The sequence below is a fragment of the Francisella opportunistica genome (genome assembly GCF_003347135.1).
GTDB classification, from domain to species: domain Bacteria; phylum Pseudomonadota; class Gammaproteobacteria; order Francisellales; family Francisellaceae; genus Francisella; species Francisella opportunistica.
This window is the reverse complement of the sequence record NZ_CP022377.1, coordinates 1,681,255-1,702,420: the sequence shown is the minus strand read 5'-3', so window position 1 is coordinate 1,702,420 and position 21,166 is coordinate 1,681,255. Positions and strand designations below refer to the sequence as shown.

The window sequence follows — 21,166 nt, the reverse complement described above, 5'->3', positions numbered from 1 at the left end:
TAGTATCATGAGAAATATAACAGATTTTTTAAAGACTTTTCTGCTTTGGGAACTCCTAAAAGGATTAAAAGTAACAGGTAAGCATTTTTTTACACGTAAGGTTACAGTACAGTATCCAGATGAAAAAACGCCTATATCAAATAGATTTAGAGGTCTGCATGCGTTAAGACGCTATGAGAATGGTGAGGAGAGATGTATCGCATGTAAATTATGCGAAGTTGTTTGTCCGGCATTAGCAATTACAATTAACTCAACGGAAAGAGAAGATGGTACACGAAGAACTTCAAGCTATGAGATAGATTTATTTAAGTGTATTTTCTGTGGCTACTGTGAAGAATCTTGTCCGGTTGATTCTATTGTTGAGACAAATATTTTAGAATACCACTTTGAGGAACGTGGTGAAAATATTATGACAAAAGCTAAACTTCTTGCTATAGGTGATAAATATGAAGCGCAAATAGCTGCTGATAGATTGCAAGATAAGGAATTTAGGTAGGAAAATGGTTGTAACAGATATTTTATTTTATGCATTTGCATCACTGGCTATCATTTCTGCTTTAGTACTGGTTTTGGCAAATAACCCAGTAAATTCTGTAATAGCAATGATTTTTACATTCGTATTTACAGCGGCAGTATGGATAATTTTACAGCAAGTATACTTAGCATTATTGCTTATTGTTGTTTATGTCGGTGCGGTGTTAGTAATGTTCTTATTTGTAGTCTTTATGCTAGATTTGCATGTTGAAGAACAAGGTCGAGTTGGTAGATTTTTCTATGCTCTAGCTGCTGTGGTTGTTTGTGCTATATTTGCTACAGTTATAAGCTATGCAGCGACAAATGTTTTTGCAGGAGCTAAGATGCAAGGAGGAGTGGGTGGACTTAAGCTTATTGGTCTAACCATGTTTAGTAACGCTAACTTGTATGTGTTTGAGCTTGTTGATTTTATCTTATTGGCAGCTATGACTGCAGCGATAACGCTAACATTAAGAGCTAAGCGTAAAGGAAACAAAACAGTTAATCCAGCTCAGCAAGTTAAAGTCAGAGCAAAAGATCGTCTAACTATGGTCAAAATGCCAAGTAATAATGAGGGCGCTAAAGATGAATAGTATTTCAGTCTCAGTCACACACGGGCTGATTTTTAGTACACTTTTATTTGTGATAAGTGTTGCTGGTATAATTATAAACAGAAGAAATATACTTATACTATTGATGTCGATAGAATTAATGCTTCTAGCAGTCAATACTAACTTTTTAATATTTGCTAATATGCATCATCAGGCAATGGGTGGGGTTTTTGTATTTTTTATAATGGCAGTAGCAGCTGCTGAAACAGCAATCGGCTTAGCAATTGTTGTGGCAATATTTAGAAAACGCAAAACTATTGATTTAAGTAAACTTAATACACTAAGAGGTTAAGAGCAAACTATGGTAATAAACACTCAAGTAGCAGCTGTACTTATCGCAGTTATAGTTTTAGCGCCTCTATTAGGTGCTTTGATTGCTGGGTTTAGTGGTAAATCTATAAAAAATGCTGGTGTTAACTTTTTCACAATTTCTCTATGTGGCTTGTCTTTTGTCCTTAGTGTAATTTTAGCTTATGGTGTCTTTAGCGGCGCTGAAGTTTACTCAGTTAGCTTTTATCAGTGGGCGCCAATCTCAAATATGTTTGCCTTTGATGTTGGTTTTACGGTAAATAAGATCACTGTATATATGATGTTGATAGTAACATTTGTATCAACTCTAGTGCATATTTACTCGATTGGATATATGAAAGGCGAAGAAGGTTATGCAAGATTCTTTGCATACATTTCAGGCTTTACTTTCGCAATGCTTTGTTTGGTAATGGGAAATAATTTCTTACTATTATTCTTTGGTTGGGAAGGTGTGGGCTTATTCTCATACTTACTAATTGGCTTTTATTTCAACAGAGATAAGGCAAATGTCGCAAGCTTAAGAGCTTTTATAGTAAATAGAATTGGTGATTTGGGCTTCTTGTTAGGCATAGGTGCGGTTATTTTATATACAAGATCAATCGATTACACCACAGTTTTTGCAGCATTACCAGATATTGATAATACTCAGGCTATACACTTTTTAGGTATGAGCTTTAGCCCAGTTACGCTAATGTGCTCACTATTATTTATCGGAGCAATGGGTAAATCTGCTCAGTTTCCTTTACATTCATGGTTAGAAGGTTCGATGGAAGGTCCTACCCCAATTTCGGCGCTAATCCACGCAGCAACAATGGTCACAGCTGGGGTATTTATGGTTGCGAGACTTTCCCCAATGTTTGTGCTGTCACCAGCGGCTCTGAGCTTTGTGTTAATTATCGGCGCTATAACATGCTTATTTATGGGTCTGATTGCGATTGTCCAAACAGATATTAAGAGAGTTATTGCATATTGTACGCTATCGCAGCTAGGTTATATGATGGTAGCACAGGGCGCTGGTGCGTTCTCAATAGGGATGTTCCATCTAATGACACACGCGATGTTCAAGGCGTTGTTATTCTTGGCGGCAGGTTCAGTTATTGTCGCAATGCATCATGAGCAAGATATGCGTAGAATGGGTGGGCTAAGAAAATATATGCCAGTTACATACTTATGTATGCTTATAGGTGCGTGGGCGCTTGCAGCTTTACCGCCTTTCTCAGGTTTTTTCTCAAAAGACTTAATTATTGAAGCAGCTCAAGCTACTACAGTATATGGACATAAGTTTGCCTACTATATGGTTTTAGCTTGTGCATTTGTGACTTCATTTTATATTTTTAGAATGTTCTTTATGGTCTTTCATGGTAAAGAAAGAATGTCGGATGAAGAAAGATCACATCTTAAAGAATCACCGCTAAGTATATTAATACCTTTGATATTATTAGCTATACCTTCAGTGTTTGTTGGAGAGTATTTCTTTAGCAGTATTTTGTCTCAAGATCATGGTTTATTTGGTAACACTATAAGCCCATTTATACAAGCTGGTCTTGGATGGGAATCAGTGACTGCTCATTTAGCTAATGAGCCTGCTACAGTGAGCTCGATGGCTTTTATCAAGCATTCTGTAACAACCTTACCTTTCTGGTTAGCTTTAAGTGCTTTAGCTTTAGCGTATGTTTTATATGTATGGCTACCGGTAATTCCAAGACTATTTGCAAATGCAAAATCAGGATTTGGAATAATTTATCATATCTTAGTTAAGAAGTACTTTATCGATGCTTTGTATGATGTGGTATTTGTTAATATCTTCTTAGCAATTAGTAATTTCTTATGGAAAGTTGTAGATATCTTTATTATTGATAAGACAGTTGTAAATGGGACATCTAGCTTGATATATCATACAGGTGATAGTTTCAGAAAAATTCAAAGAGGATATTTGTTTGACTATGCATTTGTGATGATGGTTGGTGTGTTATTGTTTATGATTTTGCTAATTTCAGTTTAGGCAAGTTAGAGGATAAATTTGTATTATGAATTTAGGTAATTACTTATTAAGTTTAATAATCTGGCTTCCAATAGTTGGAGGTTTTGTTGTTTTAGCGACAAGAACCAAAGAATTACATGGAGATGCGGCTCGTTGGGTAGCGTTAGTTTTTAGCTGTTTGACTCTAGCTTTATGTATACCTTTAGTTACATCTTTTGACTATAGTAGCTCAGCGATGCAGCTTCAAGAATCAGTAAAATGGTTTAAAGTTTTTGGTATGCATGACATTTACTATAGTTTAGGAGTTGATGGATTTTCTGTTTTATTTATAGTTTTGACATCTTTTGCCACATTGGTAATTGTTTTAGCAGCTTGGACATCTATCAAAACTAAAGTTAGACAATACATGGCAATATTTTTGATCACATGTGGTTTAACTAATGGTGTATTCTGTGCAACTGATTCGATACTTTTTTATGTTTTCTGGGAAGCATTACTAATCCCTACTTGCCTTGGTATTGGTATTTGGGGTGGTAAACACAAAGCATATGCTGCAGTTAAATATTTTATGTATACATTTTTTGGATCGGTGTTTTTATTGGCGGCTATTCTGTATATTCAAACAAGAGTTGCTGCTTCACCGACACACTTTTTAGTAAATCAAGATACTTATTCTATTCAGAACTTTATCGCTTGGGCAACTCAGTCACAAGACTTTATAGATTCGATTAAGTTTACTCTAACAGCACAATGGTTAGTGTTTGGAGCATTTTTCTTAGCATTTGCTGTTAAGATTCCAATGTGGCCATTCCACTCATGGTTACCAGATGCTCATTCAGAGGCGCCTGCTGGAGGTTCTGTTATTCTTGCTGCTCTTATGCTTAAGTTAGGGGCATATGGTTTTTTAAGATTTGCAATCCCGATGTTACCGGAGGTAACGGCTTCACTTGAGTATGTGCTGATTGCGATGTCTCTGATAGCTATCGTTTACGTTGGGATTGTTGCAGTTGCACAGACTGATGTTAAAAGGCTAATTGCATATTCATCAATTTCACACATGGGGCTAGTTACCCTTGGTTTATTCTCAATATTTATATTAAAAAATGCTGATCCAGTCCTTGGAACAACTCATGCACAATTGGCTTTACAAGGTGCAGTTTTCCAAATGATTGCACATGCATTCTCATCAGGTGGTATGTTCATTGGTATTGGCTACTTGTATTTAAGAATGCATACAAGAGAGATATCTGATTTTTCAGGAGTAGCTAAGACTATGCCGATATTTGCAACATTCTTTTTACTTTTCTGTATGGCGAATGTTGGTTTACCTGGTACGAGCGGATTTGTTGGTGAATTTATGATCTTATTGGCAGTATTTCAATACTCTCCATTAATAGCATTGATTGCAGGATTAACTCTTGTGATAGCGCCAATTTATACTTTATGGATGTATAAGCGTGTTTTCTTTGGCGAAGTTGTATCTACACAAGTAGCAAGCTTGACTGATTTAAATAGAATGGAGCTATTTGTATTTATATTATTAGCGGTACCGACTTTATTATTTGGTTTCTATCCAGAGCCAATTTTGCAGCTTTCAGCAGCGGCATCGGCACATATCGTTGGTTTATCTCTATAAGGTGGTGTTTTGAGTATGAGTTTATCAATCCTTTATATTTTACCAGAAATATTATTAGCAATTGGTGTAATAGTGGTGATGTTTTCTGGACTTTTTTTACATGGTAAAATTAGAAACATTAACTATATATTTTTCCAAGTATTTACGCTACTTGCTTTGATAGCGACTTTTGCTAAAGAATATCTAATTCAGACTAGTAGCTCTGTGTTTGAAGGTCAGGTTGTATTTAGTGGCTTTGCGTATACTTTACAACTGGTGATACTTGTTTTAGCTGTTTTTGTCGCGCTGTATTCAAGAGATTATGTCAAAGATAGAAAGATATCAGATGGTGATTTCTATACACTATTAATGTTATGTGTTCTTGGTGCGATGGTTTTAACAGCTGCTCATAGTTTGGTTACAATATATGTTGGTCTAGAACTATTATCATTACCAATGTATGCATTAATTGCAATCTACAGAGACTCAGGTAAGGGTCTTGAAGCTGCTATTAAATACTTTGTCTTAGGTGCAATTGCTTCAGCTTTATTATTATTTGGGATGTCATTTGTGTATGGTATGACTGGAGAGCTTGATATTACAGATATTGCAAATACTTTATCACAGGGTAACTTCACAGGATTGCAGCAGCAGTTCTTACTTGTATGCTTGATAATGATGATAGCTACATTCTTATTTAAGCTTGGTGCTTTTCCTTTCCATATGTGGTTACCAGATGTTTATCAAGGAGCCCCAAACTCGGTAGCAAATATCGTTGCAACTATTCCAAAAGTTGCTGCTTTTGCGATGCTTGTGAATATTTTATTTGTAGGCTTTCCATCACTTAAAGATTCTTGGATATATTTATTTAGAGTTATAGGTATATTATCAATATTCTTTGGTAGTTTAGTAGCTTTATCACAAACTAATGTTAAGCGACTTTTAGGTTACTCAACAGTTTCACAAATAGGTTTTGTCCTATTGGCAACAACATTAAATCCTCAAGGATATGCCTTAACAGCTGCAAGTTTCTATGTGATAGTATATGTATTTACAACTTTGGCAGTATTTGGTGTACTTACAACTATTTCGGTCGGTGGTTATGAAGTGCAAGAACTTAATGACCTAAAAGGCTTTAATACCAAAGATTCATGGTTGGCATTTATTTTACTGATTGTGTTGTTCTCAATGGCGGGTATCCCTCCATTTGGTGGCTTTATTGCTAAGTTATTTGTTGTGATAGGGTTAATTAATGATGGCAACTATTTCTTAGCGTGTTTTGTATTGCTTATGGCAGTAATAGCATCATTTTACTATGTGCATGTTATCAAGACAATGTACTTTGATGAGCCAGAGAATGATCAAACTGTTAAGCCACCATTGGCATCGCTAATAGCATTAAGTGTTAATGGCTTGGTACTTTTATTCTTAGGTATCATGCCTATGCTCCTTTTAGGTATTCTTACACAAGTTACTAATGTGATATAATCATTAATAGTTTATTGCCTATTGTTGTTATAACTTTTATACTTGTTATTAGAAACAATTAAATTTTATGTCTGATGAAAGAAATTCTAGGTCCCCTTAATGATGTAATTAAAAATTCAAAAGAAAGTATTATTAATAAAAGCCTGAAAAAGCTTGATGTCGTAAGTAGGGAGGAATTTGAAGTACAGAAGAAAATTCTATTTAAAACTCGCCAAAAGCTTGAGCAAATAGAGGCTAAACTCGATAAGCTTTTAGCTGAGAAAAAATAAAATGTCTTTAGCAGTTCTAAAGAGTCGAGCACAACTTGGTATTGAAGCCCCTCTTGTCTCAATAGAGGTGCATTTATCAAATGGCTTGCCAGGCTTATCAATAGTTGGATTACCAGAGGCAGCTGTCAAAGAAAGTAAAGATCGTGTAAGAAGTGCGATCATTAATACAGGTTTTAATTTTCCTAATAAGCGTATCACGATCAATCTTGCACCAGCTGATTTGCCTAAAAGTAGTGGTAGATTTGATTTGCCAATAGCGTTAGGTATTTTGTATGCCTCTGGACAAGTGAATATTGTCAAAGATATCGCTGAATATGAGTTTGCTGGTGAGTTATCTTTGAGCGGTGAGCTAAGAAAAATATCTAGCGCCATACCGATGGCTATTAAATGTGTTGAGGAAGATAAAAAACTTATTGTGCCAATACAAAATGATAAAGAGATTGGTTTAGTTGAGTCAGTTCAAGCCTACAGCTTTGATAGCTTAAATAGCGTTATAGAGTTTTTATCAGGAACTGAAAAAGAGCCAATAAAGCCAAATATAGAGGTTGACTTTAGTAAGCTATACCAAGATTTAGAAGATGTCAAAGGACAATATCAAGCCAAAAGAGCATTAGAGATTGCTGCGGCTGGTGGTCACAATATCCTTTTAGTAGGTCCTCCTGGTACCGGCAAGACAATGTTGGCAAGTAGACTAAATTCAATTTTACCAACGTTAGATAAGAAAGAAGCGCTCTCATCAGCAATGATTGCATCAATCAAAGGGGAATCAGGAATCGCTGAAAGTTTTTATAAAAGACCATTTCGTCATCCACATCACACTTCCTCTGGAGTATCTTTAGTTGGCGGCGGCAGTAATCCAATGCCTGGTGAGATTTCTTTAGCACACAATGGTGTACTTTTTCTTGATGAGTTGCCAGAATTCGATCGTAAAGTCTTAGAAGTCTTGCGTGAGCCTTTAGAAACTGGTAGTGTGAATATCTCTAGGGCTAAGTGCCAGGTTGAATATCCGGCAAATTTTCAGTTAATAGCGGCGATGAATCCATGCCCATGCGGCTATTTAGGCTCACAATTTAAAGAATGTACTGACTCAATCCAAGCGATTAGAAGGTATCAAAGTAAACTATCAGGGCCGCTTTTAGATAGGATAGATCTTCATGTTGAAGTTCTTGAACTTTCAAAAGAGGATCTGACAAATCAGCAGCTAAGAGGTGAGAAAAGCGGCATAGTTAGGGAGCGAGTTAAAAAAGCCCGCCAGCTACAAATCTCTAGACAAGATAAGATTAACTCAATGTTATCTAGTAAAGAGCTTGATAGAGTTTGTAATCTTAATGATGAAACGAGAAAAATGCTTACATTAGCTATAGAAAAGCTTGGACTATCTGCAAGAGGGTATTATAAAATACTCAAAGTTGCTAGAACGATAGCAGATCTTAATAATACTGAGAATATTGATAAATTAGCAATTCAAGAAGCTATTAGTTATAGAAAAATGGATAAGTTTATTAAATGATTGTTACATGATTTACTAAATATGGTCTAGTGGTTGCGCTGCTTACTGCGTAAACTGTAGTAACATACTTCTTGCATAACAAAAAAGTATGCAAAATCAACTAGCGCTACGCTACCGCAATAATGAAAAAATGGAAAATAAAAACTTGCTATGCTTAAACAGTTTTATTTTCTATAATGGAGTTATCGATATTGTTAACCGCTAATGGGCTAAAATTATAAAAAGGTATTTTTTAGATATGAGAGAATTATTTTTAGATGCTTTTAAGCATGAGAAGTTAGAAAAGCCACCTGTTTGGATAATGCGTCAAGCTGGTAGATACCTGCCAGAGTATCGTGCGGTTAGGGCAAAATTTGATAATTTTATGGATATGTGTCGTAATGCTGAAGCCTGCTGTGAAGTAGCACTTCATCCACTCCAAAGATATGATCTTGATGCAGCGATTGTTTTTTCAGATATTCTGACAATTCCGGAAGCTATGGGAATGGATCTTAAGTTTATCAAAGGTACTGGGCCGGTATTTTCTGAGCCAATACAGTCGCAAAAAGATCTAGTTAAGCTAAAGTCAGTTGAAGAAATTGTAGGCTCTTTGGACTATGTTTATAATGCTGTCAAAACTACTAGTTCAGCAATAAATGTACCTTTAATAGGCTTTACTGGAAGTCCTTGGACTTTAGCTGCATATATGATTGAAGGTTCAGGATCAAAGCAATTTAATAAATTGCGTAAGATGATGTATGCAGATCCAAAATTAATGCATACCTTATTACAGCGTTTGGCAGATATAACAATTATCTATTTGCTTGAGCAAGTTAAAGCAGGGGCGAGCTCTTTGATGATATTTGATACTTGGGGTGGCATACTGCCTTTAGAGCATTATAAAGATTTTTCTCTTAAGTATATGGATTATATTGCTAAAAATGTTAAGCAAAAAGTCAATGTGCCAGTAGTTTTCTTTACTAAGAGCGGCGCAAACTTCTTTGAAGAGTTAAAGAATAGATCTTGTGATGGAGTTGGAGTTGACTGGAGTGTTACATTAAAACAGGCGCGACATAGGATAGGTGTTGGTAAAGTTTTACAAGGAAATTTTGATCCAGCATTTTTATACGGTAGTAAAGAAAGTATTAGAGCGACTGTTAAAGCTAACGTTGAATTTATCCAGTCAGACAAGCTAAATAACTATATTGTTAACTTAGGTCATGGTATCTATCCTGATATAGATCCTGATAATGTTAAAGTTATGATTGATGCGGTTAGGGAGTTTAGTGTTTAAAAAAAATATTTTAAAAATGAGTATCGAATAAAAAACTTGACTTCAATAAAAATGTTGATATTATTAATACCATAGACGCGGGGTGGAGCAGCTTGGTAGCTCGTCGGGCTCATAACCCGAAGGTCGTAGGTTCAAATCCTGCCCCCGCTACCAACAGGAATTTTTTTATAAAGGCCCTTTAAGGGCCTTTTTGCTATCTGCAGAGTATGCGAAATCTAAGGGGTGAAAATGTTACTAGATGATTTATATGAGATAGTAGAACCCATTACAGCTGATCTAGGCTATATTTTATGGGGAATTGAGGTTGTAGGAAGCGGTAAACCTACCATACGTATTTTTATTGATCATGAGAATGGTGTTTCAGTTGATGATTGTCAAATAGTTAGTAAAGAAATAAGTGCAATTTTCGATGTTGAGAATCCAATTTCAGGCAAATATGTGCTTGAAGTCTCTTCTCCAGGGATGAATCGCCAAATTTTTAATATAATTCAGGCACAAGCTTTAGTAGGTTTTAATGTAAAGGCAGTTACTCTAGCACCAGTTGAGTCACAAACAAAGTTTAAGGGTGTGCTAGAGAGAATAGAAGGTAATAATGTTATTCTGAAGCTGGAAGATGGTAAGGAGATAAGTTTTGATTTTGATGAGCTTAAAAAGCTAAGAGTATCGCCAGATTTTAGTTAGATAGGGGAAATTAGATATGAGCAAAGAATTATTGTTAGTATTAGAAACTGTAGCAAATGAAAAAGATATATCAAAAGATCTTTTATTTGAGGCTATGGAAGAGGCTTTGGCTATTATAACTAAGAAAGAGCTTGATGAGCATATGAATATCGAAGTTAAAATCGATAGAGTTACTGGTGATTTTAAGGCTGATAGAGTTTGGCATATTGTTTCTGAAGATGAAGATTTAATTGATTATTCAAAAGAGCTTTATGAAGATGTTGCTCAAGAAAAAGGCTATAATGTAAAGGCTGGTGATGTTATACGTGAACCTGTAGAAGTCAAAGAATACGGGCGTATAGCTGCAACAATGGCTAAGCAAATTCTAATGAAAAAAATCAAGAATTTTGAAAGAGAAAAGTCAGCTAGATTCTATCAAAATAAAATTGGTGATATTGTTTACGGTGAAATAAAACGCGCTACTTATGAAATTTTGGTTATTGATTTAGGTAATAATGCTGAGGGGATCTTACCTAAAAAAGATCTTATAGCTAGAGAAAGATATCGTGTCGGTGATAGGATAAGAGCTTGTGTTGAGGGTGTTGAATGCGATGAGTCTGGTAAGCCAAACACGGTTATGTTAAGTCGCTCAAGCAATACAATGCTTAAAGCTTTATTTAAGCTTGAAGTGCCAGAAGTTGAAGAAGAGCTTATTAACATAGTAAATGTGGTTCGTGAGCCTGGCTTTAGATCTAAAGTAACTGTTAAAAGTAATGATCAAAGAATAGACCCTTGTGGTGCTTGTGTTGGTGTGAGAGGCTCTAGAATACATTCTATAATGAATGAGCTAAATGGTGAGAAAGTTGATGTTATACTTTGGAATGAGGATATAGTTCAGTATGCTATTAACTCCTTATCACCTGTAGATGCTGCAGATATCTTAGAAGTAAATGTTGATGAAGAAACTAACTCGATGGATATTGTTGTTAAGCAAGAAAGCTTATCTAAAGCAATCGGTAAAAATGGTGTGAACGTAAGATTGGCAAGCGCACTGATTGGTTGGAAGATTAATGTTCTATCAGATGCTGAGCAAGAAGAAAAGCAAATGTCTATAGTAGAGAAGTTTGTTGAAGCTTTGGATATAGATCATGATTTTGCATTAGTTTTGATTGAAGAAGGTATAGAAACTCTTGAAGATTTGGCATATTTAGATAGAGCAGAGCTTTTAGAAATTGAAGGTTTTGATGAAGAGGTCGTCGATGAACTTCAAGAGAGAGCCAAAACAGTTATTTTATCTCAAGCTTTAGGTGGTAAAAAACCAGCACAAGATTTGCTTAATATGCAAGGTATGAGTAGAGATTTAGCTGAGCAGCTAGCGCAGAATAATATAGTTACTATGGAAGATCTAGCAGAGCTGTCTGTAGATGAGTTGCTTGATATTGTACTTATGGATGAAGAGCAAGCAATAGATTTAATTATGCAAGCAAGAGCTCCTTGGTTTGAATAAGAAAAGTACATATCAGAAATAGTACAAAGGAGAGGGAAATGGCAGAGATTACAGTTGGGCAGTTAGCACAGCAAACAAATAAAGAAGTAGATGCACTACTAAAACAGCTTAAATCTTTTGGTATTGAGAAGTCTAGTGAGAAAGATACATTAACTCCAGCAGAAATGAAAACACTTCTAGAGAAGATTAATAATACCAAAAATACCGTGACTAGAAAGAAAGTAACTTCAGTTAAGCTTGATGGTAAACATAAGATAAATGTTTCAGTCAAAAGAAAAAGACGAATTGCTAAGAGAGTAGAAGAACAAGAACCTGCCACAGTAGAACAGGTACAAGAGCTTGAAACCTCAACTCAAGATTCTCAGTTAATAGAAGCTGTAAAAGAACAAGGTGTAATGCAAAATAGTATTGAACAGGCTGTTGAAAACGAAGTGGTTGAGCAGCGTCAAGATGAAATAAAAAGAACGGTTATAAAAGGTGGTGGTTTTAAGATAACTGCAATGCCGGAAATTAAGGTTGAGGAAGTTACCGCTGAGAATGATGAAGATACAGCAGCGAACAATAAACAAGTCAAGAAAAAATCTGCTAAGAAAGTTTTCTCTGAAGCTACTAATACTAATACAAAGTATAAACGAGAAGAAGAAGAGAAAAAATCTAAAGTAAAGAAAGCTGGAGGCAAAGGTTTCAAAAAAGCTAATCCAAGACAGCTTTCACAACTTGCTGGTGATATGGAGTCATTTGATGAGTTTGGAGCTAAGAAAGGTAAACTAAAAGCACCAAAAGTCAAAAAACAAGAATTTACAAAACCAGTTGAGAATACGGTCAGGACTGTAGAAATTCACGAAGGTATTACTGTAAGTGAACTGGCGCAAAAAATGGCGGTTAAAGGTGCTGAAATCGTTAAAGTACTATTTAATATGGGTGTGATGGCGACAATTAATCAATCGCTAGATCAAGATACGGCAATTTTGATTGTTGAAGAGAAGGGGCATAAATATACGCTACACAATGAAAATGCTCTTGAAGAAGCGGTAACAACAGTTGATAGAAGCTTATACAAGAAAATTTCTCGAGCTCCAGTTGTAACTATAATGGGACATGTTGACCATGGTAAGACATCATTGCTAGACTATATTCGTAAAACACGAGTAGTTGCGGGTGAAGCTGGTGGTATAACACAGCATATTGGCGCATATTCTGTTAAGACAGATAAAGGTTCTATTACATTCTTAGATACTCCAGGCCATGAAGCTTTTACTTCAATGCGTGCACGTGGTGCTAAGAGTACAGATATCGTAATTTTAGTTGTTGCTGCTGATGATGGTGTTATGCCTCAAACTGAAGAAGCAATTCAGCATGCTAAAGCAGCAAGAGTTCCAATTGTTGTTGCGGTAAATAAAATTGATAAGCCAGAAGCTGATCCTGATAAAGTAATTGGTGAACTTGCGCAAAGGGATGTAATCCCAGAATCATGGGGTGGTGATGTAATGTTTGTAAACGTTTCTGCTAAGACTGGTGAAGGTGTTGCTGATCTATTAGATGCGGTACTTTTACAATCAGAAGTTCTAGAATTAGAGGCATTTGCTGAGGGCTTAGCTGAAGGTGTCGTAATTGAGTCACGTCTAGAAAAAGGTCGTGGTCCAGTCGCAACTGTACTTGTGCAAAATGGTAACCTTAAACAAGGTGATAATATCTTATGTGGTACCGAATACGGTAGAGTAAGGGCTATGCATAATGATCTTGGTAAAAAGATAAAAGCAGCCGGCCCAGCTACTCCTGTGGAGATACTTGGTTTATCAGGTGTGCCAGCAGCTGGTGATGAGATGGTTGTGATTGAAAATGAGAAGAAAGCAAAAGAACTTGCAGCTCAACGCTCACAGAAACAAAAAGAAGCTAAAATTGCTCAAGAACAAGCACTTAAACTATCAAACATGTTTAATAACATGGGTAAAGAAGGTGAACAGCAAGTACTTAAGATTATCCTTAAAGGCGATGTACAAGGTTCTGTTGAGGCAATTAGAGAGTCATTGCTTAAACTTTCAACAGATGAGGTTAAGGTTGATATAATTGCAAGCGGTATAGGAGCGATTACATCTTCAGATGTGACTTTGGCTGTGGCTTCAACGGCGGTTGTTATAGGTTTTAATGTCCGTGCTGATAATGCAGCTAAGAAACTTGCAGAAACTGATGGTGTAGAATTCCGTTATTACAACATTATTTATGATTTAATAGATGATGTTAAAAAAGCAATGTCTGGTTTACTTTCTCCAGAAATGAAAGAGCAGATTATTGGTATCGCTGAGGTTAGAGAAGTTTATCGTTCATCTAAATTTGGCTCAATTGCTGGATGTATGGTTGTAGAGGGCGTGGTCAAGCGCACTAATCCTATCCGTGTCTTGCGTAATAATGTTGTTATTTACGAAGGTACACTAGAGTCGCTTAAAAGATTCAAAGACGATGCTAGTGAAGTCAAAAAAGGCTTGGAGTGTGGTATTGGTGTCAAAAACTACAATGATGTCCGTGAGGGCGACCAAATAGAGGTGTTTGAGGTTATCGAGGTTGCTAAGGAGTTGTAATTATGGCTGCAGAGGGTAGAGTACAAAGAGTTGCAAGTGAGCTTCAGAAAGTTATATCTTTATTACTGCGTACTAGAATAAAAGATACTAAGCTGGCTAGTGCAACTATTACAGAAGTTGATCTTTCTAAGGATCTATCTTATGCAAAAGTATATTATACCTGCTTAGCTGTTGAGGAAGCTGAATATATTGACAAGGCATTTGAAAAATCAAAAGGTTTCTTTAGAGCATCTATAGCTAAGTCATTAAGCTTACGAATTGTTCCAAACCTTAAGTTTATTTATGACACTTCGCTTGATTACGGTATGCAAATGGAAGAAAAAATCCAGCAAGCACTCGATGCTGATTCAAAAATCATCAAGCAAGAAGATAAATCGTTACAAGAAAACTATAAACACAACGATAAAGAAACTAAAGCTGAGAAGTTAAGGTAGGTAGCTTATGAGTAAGCTTACTATTATTCGTGGATTTAATGATGTACTGCCGCTAGATAGTTATAAATGGCAATTCTTAGAAACAAAAATAAAATTCATACTTGATAGATATAACTACAGTGAAACAAGGCTACCTGTTGTTGAGAAAAGTGAGCTGTTTCATAGAATTGTCGGTGAAAACTCTGATATAGTTTCAAAAGAGACTTATGATTTTCAAGACCGCAATGGTGATAGTCTCACGCTACGTCCAGAAGGAACGGCTGGTTGTGTTAGAATGGTTATTGAAAATAACTTAGCTAATCGAGGACAGACGCAGAAACTATGGTATTGTGGTCCTATGTTTCGCTATGAGCGTCCACAAAAAGGTCGCTACAGACAATTTTATCAGCTTGGAGTTGAAGCTTATGGTTTCGATGGTATAGCTATTGACTTAGAAATTCTTGCTATTACATGGAGTCTTTTCAAAGAGCTTGGAATTTCTGAGTATGTAACTTTAGAATTAAATAGTCTTGGTTCGAGCATTAATAGACAAGAGTATACTCATTCACTAATTGAATATCTAAAACCATATCATACTGAGCTTGATGAAGACTCTATCAAGAGATTGGATAAGAATCCTCTAAGAATATTAGATTCTAAGGTAGAGAAGACACAACAAATCTTAGCAAACGCACCTAAGCTTATTGATTTTATAGACCAAGATTTGCGATTGAGATTTAAGCAAACTTGTCAATGTTTAGATGCTTTAGGTGTTGCGTATAAGTTAAATCAAAACCTTGTCAGAGGTTTGGATTATTATAGTGGCTTGGTTTTTGAATGGACTACTGATAAGCTTGGCTCACAGAGTGCGATCTGTGCAGGTGGTCGTTACGATAGTCTAATAGAGGATCTTGGTGGTCAAAAAACAGCTGCGATAGGTTTTGCTATAGGCATGGAGCGCTTGCTAATATTATTAGAAGATTTAGGTAAATTGCCTAGACAAGTCAACAATTGTGATGTGTTTTTTGTATTAGACAGTAATCAGCTTCATCGGTCTCTAGTTATAGTTGAGAATATTCGTCAAGAGCTTCCTAAGCTTAGAATAGATATGGATCTGAAATTTGGCAGCTTTAAATCACAATTCAAGAAAGCTGATAAATCTGGAGCTAAAGTTGCTATAATAATTGGACAAGATGAGTTAGATAAAGGCTTTGCTGGTATAAAATACCTTCAGCAAGACAAAGAACAACAACAAGTTGCTTTTAATGATTTGATTAATTTTTTAGAAAGATAGAGGTATATGAAATTACATAATATAAAAGGTTATGCATGGATTGTAGTTGGGTTAAGCTCATTTCTACTAATCGATAAATATATAATGAATGTTTCTCCTAGCTTGATTGCCAATGAGCTAATGAGTAGTTTTTCAATAAATGCTACTGAAATGAGCGCAATGATCTCACTATTTTTATGGTCTGTAGTGTTTTGCCAGTTCTTTGTTGCAGGACCTATTATTGATAAGCTAGGATTTAGAAAAGTAAGTTTTTTCTCATTGATCTTGTCTGCGTTGGGTCTATTATTATTTGTATTATCTGCAGATATCCATAGTTTTGCATTAGGTTGTATCTCAAGACTAATGATAGGTATTGGGGCTTCATTTGCAACAGTTGGCTATATTAAAGCAGCTGCAGTATGGTTTGATCCACGCAAGTTTGCTTTTGTGTGTAGCTTTTTGATGACAGCAGCAATGACTGGAGCTTTGCTAGGTCAAGTACCACTTGTTTATCTAATAGAGCTTACAGGTTCGTGGCATAGAGCATTAATTAGTTATGCTTGTTTTAGTATTGTTATAGCACTTTTATATTTAGCTTTAGTCAGAGACTATAATCCTGATGCTTCATACGCAAATCAAATAAAAGGTAATACTGGAACACTTGCTGGAATAAAGAAAGTCCTTTTAAATAAAAATAATTGGTATCTTACTTTATATACTGGCCTTACTTTTACCACAATAGATGTTTTTGGTGGAATTTGGGGTAATAACTATTTTAGAGAGTTATATAGTATCACAGCAAAAGATGCATCATATATTGTTTCGATGATGTTCTTAGGACTTGCGATTGGTTCACCTATAATTGGTAAGCTTTCTGAGAAATTTGATAATAGAGTTGGGATTATGGTGATTTTTCATATTATTGCGACAATTTCCCTAGCCGTAGTTCTACAATTTAAACTTACACCACCAATTTCTGGGGTTTTACTATTTATTTTTGGTTTTTGCTTAGGTGTATATATGCTAGCTTTTGCAATTGGTAACCGTATAAATCCAGTGGTAGTTGCTGCAACAGTAGCTGCCTTGATAAATACTGGTGAGCCTTTATTAGGTGCTTTATCTGATCCACTAATAGGTCATTTATTAGATTTGACATGGACGGGCCAGTATATAGATGCACAAAACCATATTAGTACTATAGTTTCAGAAGGAGCGCATAGATATTTTCATATAAATGCTTATCATCATGCTTTTTTAATCCTTGTGTTTAGCATGATTGTATCATTTTTCTTGCTGATTTTAGTAAAAGATAAAGAAATCAAATAAAAATGAAACTCGAAAATATTTATCTTCAAAAAGTTCATGAACTTGGCTTAAGGGTGGATTCTTTACAACTTGAAGCTATTAGGCGGTTGCAAGAAATAATAGAACAAATTGATTCAAAAAAAAAATCTAAATTTAGATTGTTTAAGAAAACTTTTTACCCTTGTATCAAAGGTTTATATATGTGGGGGGGGGTAGGTCGTGGTAAGACCTTTATAATGGATATCTTTTATAATAACCTCACAATAAAGAATAAAAAAAGACAACACTTTTCACACTTTATGAAAAACATTCATACGCAATTGAGAAAATATCAGGGGGGAAAAAACCCAATTTCAAAAGTTGCTTATGACATGGCGAAACAAACACAAGTTATATGTTTTGATGAATTCTTTGTTGAAGATATTGCTGATGCTATGATTTTAGGTAGCATTTTTACCGAGTTATTTAAGTTTGGTGTAGTGCTGGTAGCAACCTCAAATATAGAGCCAGAAAAACTTTATAAAAATGGTTTGCAACGCGAATTGTTCTTACCTGCTATCGATATTTTAATTAAAAATGTTGCTGTACTAAATTTAGATTCCGGGGTTGATTATAGGTTTAGTTTGCCTATAGAGTATCTAAATTACCTATATCCATATAATGAACACAATCGTAAAAATTTCTTTGATAAATTCTTTCTTAGAAATATTCATTTTGATAAGGATTTCAGTATACGAGTTTTAGCTAGGGATATTCCAACCATATTGTTAAGTCATAGAGATATTTGTTTTGACTTTAAGGTTATTTGTGGCGATGGTAGAAGTGCTAATGATTATATTGAAATTTGTCATAGATATGAACAGCTTTTTATCTATAATTTAGTAGGTTTTGGTTCTTATAATGAGGATATGGCAAGACGCTTTATTGCATTGATAGATGAGTTTTATGATCAGAATAAAAAGGTTGTAATTCTTGCTGATTGTGATTTTAAGGACTTATATAATGGTGAAAGACTTAAGTTTGAGTTTCAACGGACTATAAGCCGATTAAATGATATGCAGAACTCAAGGTTTGGAGTTATAGATGAATAAGGTTGAGCTTATTGAGGTTTCAGATGATATTATAGAACAGCGTATTGACAATTTTTTGTTAAGCAGATTTTCTCGTTTACCTAAATCTTTAATTTATCGATGGATCCGTAAAGGTGAACTGCGTGTAAATAAAAAAAGAGTCAAGCAGACATCGCGTGTAAGAGCGGGAGATATTGTCAGAGTGCCGCCATTTAATTTAGAAGAAGATGCTAAGCCAATAAAAGTTTCACAGTCTCATCTGGATTTCTTAGAACAGCGTATCCTTTATGAGAACGATGACTATATAATAGTTGATAAACCATCAGGCATGGCAGTACATGGAGGTTCTGGAGTTAATTCAGGATTGGTTGAGCGTCTAAGGCAGCTACGTCCTAAAGTTAGGCGTTTGGATCTAGTACATAGGCTTGATAAAGAAACTTCAGGTTGTGTGCTTTTAGCAAAGAAGCATAGTTTATTGGTGTATTTCTTTGAAAAATTCAAGCAGCGCAAAGTCAATAAGGTTTACTATGCAATAGTTCATGGCCACTGGGATAAAAAAATCACCACAATAGCTTTACCCTTAAAAAGAACAGAAACTAAAGATGGTCAAAGATTTGTCAAAGTTGATAATAAAGAGGGAAAGCAGGCTTTAACTAGGATTGTATCAGTTAGGCATTTACAAGGTGGCTATAGTCTACTTGAAATAAAGCTAGAAACAGGTAGAACTCATCAAATTAGGGTGCATACAAAAGCAATGGGTCATCCTATTGTGGCAGATAAGAAATATGGCTTTGCTAGTAAAGATGAATTATTGTTAGACAAAGGGGATGATAAGTTATTATTGCATGCAGTTAAGTTAGAGTTCTATGATGAAAAGCAACAAAGGCAAATATCAGTCACAGCAAATTTGGATTCTAGATTTGAGAAATTTATCCAAAATTAGAATCAGTCTTTTTTATCTTTTATCATGACTAATATTACAAGCGAAGCAATCATACTTGCAACTAAAGTTGTAAATGCAAAATGGTATGAGTTTAACTCAAAGTACTTAATATCAGCAGAGTTTGTATATTGAGAGACGATTTCTCCAGTTTTATTTATGTACTTGCCAGTCCATGACCAATCTAGAAAATATCCGATAAGTGGATCAAATATTGCGCCTAAAATTGGCTCACCTGTATTTATGAAAGCAGCTACTGTTGCGGTTATAATTATAGGATTTATACGGTTTCCTATAGCAAATGAAAGCATATAAATCCCCAAACATAGACCAAAGATGAACAATAGTATTGCCGATATCGTTGCGCTTGTTTTTGTTAATAAAACAAAGCTAAGTGCGATAGTACCAATTATGTGGAAAAATATCATCACTCCCTTTCTACTATCAAGAATTTCAGATAATTTACCGATAATTGGTGAGCCAATAGCCATGCCGATAAAAATCATTGAGATTATACTAGCAGCTTCTTCTCTTGATATATGATATGCCTCTCTGAAATAAGCATTACCCCAGAAACCAGCAAAAGCATCAACTGCTGTAAAGCTTAATCCGACATAAAATGTTAAGAGCCAGTTGTTTTTATTTTTGATGACCTCTTTTAGAGCATCCAAAGTTTTTAATTGATTACTAGATGAACTAGCTTCTGGTTGCTTAGGGTTAAAGTCACGTACAACGATATAGTAAACCACAGCAATTAGCAAGCTAGCTACCGAGAATAGCAGCATAGCCATCTTCCAATCACTACAGAGTGTTATCAGGTAAGCTAAAGGAGCTTGAGCACATAACGCGCCAATCATTGCTGCAGTAGCAAGAAAACTTGCAGCAAAAGCAAATTTGCGTGGCTCAAACCATACTGAAACAGCCTTAAGATAAGATATCGTAGCAAAGGATACACCTAAACCAGTAGTTATTCTCGCAATGTAGGCCATACTTAGACTACCTAAGTTTGCTGCAACAACGAATAATATAACACCAGTAGCAGAAATGGTGATTGAAATAGGGCTAATTAGTCTAAAGCCAAATTTATCGATAATTGGTCCAGCTAGAAAGAGTTGGCAGATAATGATAGACCAGAAAAACGCTGAACCTAATGCTCCTGTTTGCGTAGCGTTAGTACCAAAGCTAGACATCATATCATCAGTAATTAAACTTGGAAATACTTGCATTACGTATTTATCAAATAGTAAAAACGAACTAAGTATTATTATTATCCATGCGTAGCCACGTATATTATATATCCTTTGTTCCATATGTCATTAGTTAAGATGATGAGAAATTTAATTTTATGTTCCAAAGTTTTATAAATCAAGGGTTAAAGCTTTTTCTTTGCTAATATGGGCTTTTTTGGTATGATAAAGGGGGTGTTTTGATTGATGAGATTCAGTAATGTTAGCAAATATTAGGATTGATACCAAAAAATTTATCTTGCTTCAATTAGTATTAACATTATTTGGTTATACTATTATTTTAATATTGTATGGTCATATTTATGCTAATTCGTTTTTAATAGGTTCATTAACAATGTTTTTAGCTAATTTTGTGTTTTTTTTCAGGTTACTTATAAATAAGCAGTTCAGTCCTTGGGTCGAAATAGCAATATTTTATCTCAGCGAGCTTTTGAAACTAAGCATTGTAGCACTGCTAACAATATTGCTAGCAATTTACGTAAAACCGAAATTATTTTCTTACATTTTTGGTTTAGTTTTGTTACAATTAGCTGTGTGTTTTGTGCCTATCTTGTTCAAAAAGATCAGATAGGTTTATTTAAGTGGTTATACAAAAGTAGAAATATA

Annotated in this window: 19 protein-coding genes and 1 tRNA gene; 19 read left to right on the top strand and 1 reads right to left on the bottom strand. The window is 35.1% G+C overall.

Going from position 1 to position 21,166, the window contains the following annotated elements; all coding sequences use genetic code 11:
* Positions 1–7: 7 nt before the first annotated feature.
* The 18 genes from nuoI to CGC45_RS08265 all read left to right on the top strand — a co-directional run bounded on the left by nuoI (position 8) and on the right by CGC45_RS08265 (position 19,316).
* Positions 8–496: an NADH-quinone oxidoreductase subunit NuoI gene (gene nuoI, locus CGC45_RS08350; protein ID WP_071629827.1), complete on the top strand. Its 489-nt coding sequence runs from the start codon at positions 8–10 to the stop codon at positions 494–496.
* A gap of 4 nt (positions 497–500) precedes the next feature.
* Positions 501–1,106 carry an NADH-quinone oxidoreductase subunit J gene (locus tag CGC45_RS08345; RefSeq protein WP_071629826.1) on the top strand — a complete coding sequence of 202 codons (606 nt, stop codon included), beginning with the start codon at positions 501–503 and terminating at the stop codon, positions 1,104–1,106.
* Positions 1,084–1,416 carry an NADH-quinone oxidoreductase subunit NuoK gene (nuoK, locus tag CGC45_RS08340; protein ID WP_080555395.1) on the top strand — a complete coding sequence of 111 codons (333 nt, stop codon included), beginning with the start codon at positions 1,084–1,086 and terminating at the stop codon, positions 1,414–1,416. The genes CGC45_RS08345 and nuoK overlap by 23 nt, the downstream gene beginning before the upstream one ends.
* 9 nt (positions 1,417–1,425) lie before the next feature.
* A complete protein-coding gene (gene nuoL, locus CGC45_RS08335; protein ID WP_071629825.1) occupies positions 1,426–3,435 on the top strand; it encodes an NADH-quinone oxidoreductase subunit L in 2,010 nt (669 codons plus the stop codon).
* 25 nt (positions 3,436–3,460) lie between these two features.
* Positions 3,461–5,050 (top strand): complex I subunit 4 family protein, encoded by a 1,590-nt coding sequence (locus CGC45_RS08330; RefSeq protein ID WP_071629824.1) that lies wholly within the window; start codon positions 3,461–3,463, stop codon positions 5,048–5,050.
* A 15-nt stretch (positions 5,051–5,065) separates the two neighbouring features.
* A complete protein-coding gene (locus CGC45_RS08325) occupies positions 5,066–6,517 on the top strand; it encodes an NADH-quinone oxidoreductase subunit N (RefSeq protein ID WP_114702126.1) in 1,452 nt (483 codons plus the stop codon).
* A gap of 74 nt (positions 6,518–6,591) precedes the next feature.
* Positions 6,592–6,786 (top strand): accessory factor UbiK family protein, encoded by a 195-nt coding sequence (locus CGC45_RS08320; protein ID WP_071629822.1) that lies wholly within the window; start codon positions 6,592–6,594, stop codon positions 6,784–6,786.
* A gap of 1 nt (position 6,787) precedes the next feature.
* Positions 6,788–8,296 carry a YifB family Mg chelatase-like AAA ATPase gene (locus CGC45_RS08315; RefSeq protein WP_071629821.1) on the top strand — a complete coding sequence of 503 codons (1,509 nt, stop codon included), beginning with the start codon at positions 6,788–6,790 and terminating at the stop codon, positions 8,294–8,296.
* A gap of 238 nt (positions 8,297–8,534) precedes the next feature.
* A complete protein-coding gene (gene hemE / locus CGC45_RS08310; protein WP_071629820.1) occupies positions 8,535–9,569 on the top strand; it encodes a uroporphyrinogen decarboxylase in 1,035 nt (344 codons plus the stop codon).
* Between the two features lie 76 nt (positions 9,570–9,645).
* Positions 9,646–9,722: transfer RNA gene (locus CGC45_RS08305), tRNA-Met, on the top strand.
* Between the two features lie 75 nt (positions 9,723–9,797).
* Positions 9,798–10,250 (top strand): ribosome maturation factor RimP, encoded by a 453-nt coding sequence (gene rimP / locus CGC45_RS08300; RefSeq protein ID WP_071629819.1) that lies wholly within the window; start codon positions 9,798–9,800, stop codon positions 10,248–10,250.
* 16 nt (positions 10,251–10,266) lie between these two features.
* A complete protein-coding gene (gene nusA, locus CGC45_RS08295; protein WP_071629818.1) occupies positions 10,267–11,736 on the top strand; it encodes a transcription termination factor NusA in 1,470 nt (489 codons plus the stop codon).
* 38 nt (positions 11,737–11,774) lie between these two features.
* Positions 11,775–14,312 (top strand): translation initiation factor IF-2, encoded by a 2,538-nt coding sequence (gene infB, locus CGC45_RS08290; RefSeq protein WP_071629817.1) that lies wholly within the window; start codon positions 11,775–11,777, stop codon positions 14,310–14,312.
* A 2-nt stretch (positions 14,313–14,314) separates the two neighbouring features.
* The gene (rbfA, locus tag CGC45_RS08285; RefSeq protein ID WP_071629816.1) at positions 14,315–14,746 is read left to right on the top strand and encodes a 30S ribosome-binding factor RbfA; all 432 of its coding nucleotides are present in this window, start codon (positions 14,315–14,317) and stop codon (positions 14,744–14,746) included.
* A 7-nt stretch (positions 14,747–14,753) separates the two neighbouring features.
* The gene (gene hisS, locus CGC45_RS08280) at positions 14,754–16,019 is read left to right on the top strand and encodes a histidine--tRNA ligase (RefSeq protein WP_071629815.1); all 1,266 of its coding nucleotides are present in this window, start codon (positions 14,754–14,756) and stop codon (positions 16,017–16,019) included.
* Positions 16,020–16,025: 6 nt separating this feature from the next.
* Positions 16,026–17,324 (top strand): MFS transporter, encoded by a 1,299-nt coding sequence (locus CGC45_RS08275; RefSeq protein WP_071629814.1) that lies wholly within the window; start codon positions 16,026–16,028, stop codon positions 17,322–17,324.
* Positions 17,325–17,326: 2 nt separating this feature from the next.
* Positions 17,327–18,394 carry a cell division protein ZapE gene (gene zapE / locus CGC45_RS08270; protein WP_071629813.1) on the top strand — a complete coding sequence of 356 codons (1,068 nt, stop codon included), beginning with the start codon at positions 17,327–17,329 and terminating at the stop codon, positions 18,392–18,394.
* Positions 18,387–19,316 carry an RluA family pseudouridine synthase gene (locus CGC45_RS08265; RefSeq protein ID WP_071629812.1) on the top strand — a complete coding sequence of 310 codons (930 nt, stop codon included), beginning with the start codon at positions 18,387–18,389 and terminating at the stop codon, positions 19,314–19,316. The genes zapE and CGC45_RS08265 overlap by 8 nt, the downstream gene beginning before the upstream one ends.
* 2 nt (positions 19,317–19,318) lie before the next feature.
* On the opposite strand, the gene CGC45_RS08260 is transcribed toward CGC45_RS08265, so the two are convergent.
* Positions 19,319–20,623 (bottom strand): MFS transporter, encoded by a 1,305-nt coding sequence (locus CGC45_RS08260; protein WP_071629811.1) that lies wholly within the window; start codon positions 20,621–20,623, stop codon positions 19,319–19,321.
* Positions 20,624–20,759: 136 nt separating this feature from the next.
* Here CGC45_RS08260 and CGC45_RS08255 point away from each other — a divergent pair, with 136 nt between their 5' ends.
* Complete coding sequence (locus CGC45_RS08255; RefSeq protein ID WP_071629810.1) at positions 20,760–21,131, top strand: ATP synthase subunit I; 372 nt, start codon at positions 20,760–20,762, stop codon at positions 21,129–21,131.
* Positions 21,132–21,166: the final 35 nt, after the last annotated feature.